The following is a 1,889-nucleotide window of genomic DNA, read 5'->3' as shown; positions in this document are numbered from 1 at the left end:
AAGGCAGGCTGACGGCGCGCGAGGAGCCGGGCCTCGTTTCCGCGGGCATTGGGCATGGGATCACTCCATCGGATTCTGGGGGGTTTCGTAGAAAAGGGTGACGGGCAGAACGGCGCCCTTCAGGCTTTCCGCGCCCTCCATGGGCACGGTGTCGCTGGCCTGCGGCGCGCCGGGCTCGCACCAGCTGACGGTGCCGCCAAGGCTGCGATCCGCCAGCAGCAGCGCCGCAACCTCCGACAGCAATATGTCCAGCGCCGCCGCCCGCGCCGGGCCCTCGGCGGCCTGTACGACACATTCGAGCTCGACCAGGCGGGACCATTCGCGGATCCCGGTGCCAAGCTGCTGGCCCTCCTCCTCGGGGTCTTCGGGGACAAGATTGACCAGCCCCTCGGGCGGGCAGAGCACCGGCAGATCTTCCTCGCGCATCACCTGTGCTGCGAGCGGCGCCAGGGCCGACAGGATGGCATCAAGCGCGGCTTCGTGACGGCTGGTCATCGCCGCCTCCGCCGCCGGGGGCCCTGCGACTGAAAGGCTGCGTCGATCTCGCGGGCAAGCCCCGCCGTCACCGAGGTGACGACAGCCTGCACGTTGAGGCGGCGGCGCAGCCGGACCTGTGGGACCAGAAAGAACATCGGCACGGTGAGCAGGCCATGACCGCTGGCCAGGGCCCGTTTGCTGCGCGACAGCGCGTAGCCGCCGCGCTTGCCGCGCCGCTCGCGTTGGTTGTCGACCACAAGAAGGGAGGTTCCGCCCTTGACATAGACAAACCGGAGCGGTCCGAACTGGTCTTCAGGGAAATTCGACGGCGTCAGGCGAACGCCCTTTCGTCCCGACTTTGGCGCCGCCGGGGTTGGGATTGCCAGAAAACGCGTCTTGCTGGCCCGGATCGTGGCGCCCTCTTCAAAGGCTGCAACAAGCTTCTCGGCTTTCGAAAAGACATAGGACGCGGCGTTCAAGCTCACATTGCCCTTCGGGTAGTTTTCCTGCTGCCAACTCCTCGCAAGCCTACGTCCCAGTCCACCTGCGATCACATCTGCCCTAAGGGCATGCTTCAAGACGGTGGCCTGTTTATGAACGCCCTTGGTCACCGCCCGCTTCGCAAGGTCCAGCTCCTCCTCCAGATAGCGGCGCAGATCGCCCTGGAGTGCGGCCTCAAGGCGCGGGCCCCTCATGCCGGCACCGTGTCGAGCAGCACCTTGTAGCGGCGCGGATCGCGGATCCGGTGATGCTGGACGCGGCGCCGCTCCGCGCCGATCAGCAGCACCGCCCCCCTGCCATGACCGGCAAAGGCGCTGGCGAGGATCTCGAAAAGCCCGGTGGCGCTCTGCACGCGCAGCTCGCCTAGGCTCGCGATCTCGTCAGGCCGGGCGGGCAGCAGGCGCACCGGTACCGCCACGCCGTCGGGATCGAGCGTGGCGGGGAGGCCGTGGCGCGCGAAGCTGTCCTCCACCGCGTGCAGGAAGGGGTCCATCTCGTCAGGCCCCGGTGCTGTCCGACGGGTCGGCCGTGCCGCCCGATGTCGGATCGGAAGCGCCCCCCGCCTCCGGCGCAGCCGGGGCAGCGGGCGATCCGGGCTCTGCGGCTGCGGGCGCGGCGGCGCTGGTCGCGGCAGCGATTGCGGGACTTTGCGATGCACGAACCTGATCCCTGGTTGCGCTGTCTGCCGGGGCCGCAGAGGCAGACGGTTTGGCGTCGACAGCCGAGGTGGCTGCGGGTTTGAGCGGTTTGGTGGTGACAGCATCGCCTTCCTCCTCGAGGGTCACGCGGGCCCCGGCTTTCTCGGCCTCGAGGCGCGTGGCGATGGCGGCGGGCACCATGCCGGACCATCCGGCGGGCAGCGTGCGCCGGGCCGAGGGGCCGAGCTGATAGGTGAAGGCGGCGGTCATCAT

Annotated in this window: 4 protein-coding genes; all 4 read right to left on the bottom strand. The window is 69.1% G+C overall.

Features of this window, described 5'->3' with window-relative positions:
* Positions 1–60: 60 nt before the first annotated feature.
* Positions 61–495: a hypothetical protein gene (locus BLR51_RS26965; RefSeq protein WP_089852606.1), complete on the bottom strand. Its 435-nt coding sequence runs from the start codon at positions 493–495 to the stop codon at positions 61–63.
* Positions 492–1,172, bottom strand: coding sequence for a DUF6441 family protein (locus tag BLR51_RS26960; RefSeq protein ID WP_089852605.1), 681 nt, complete (start codon positions 1,170–1,172; stop codon positions 492–494). The genes BLR51_RS26965 and BLR51_RS26960 overlap by 4 nt, the downstream gene beginning before the upstream one ends.
* Entirely contained in the window at positions 1,169–1,471 is a 303-nt protein-coding gene (locus tag BLR51_RS26955) for a head-tail joining protein (protein ID WP_089852604.1), read from the bottom strand. Before BLR51_RS26955 ends, BLR51_RS26960 begins: the two co-directional genes overlap by 4 nt.
* Positions 1,472–1,475: 4 nt before the next feature.
* Positions 1,476–1,889 (bottom strand): hypothetical protein (locus BLR51_RS27960; RefSeq protein WP_089852603.1); only part of this gene is annotated, 414 nt, incomplete at its 5' end.

Origin of the sequence: Salipiger marinus (assembly GCF_900100085.1) — a bacterium.
Classification (GTDB): Bacteria; Pseudomonadota; Alphaproteobacteria; order Rhodobacterales; family Rhodobacteraceae; genus Salipiger; species Salipiger marinus.
This window is presented reverse-complemented; position numbering and strand designations above follow the sequence as displayed.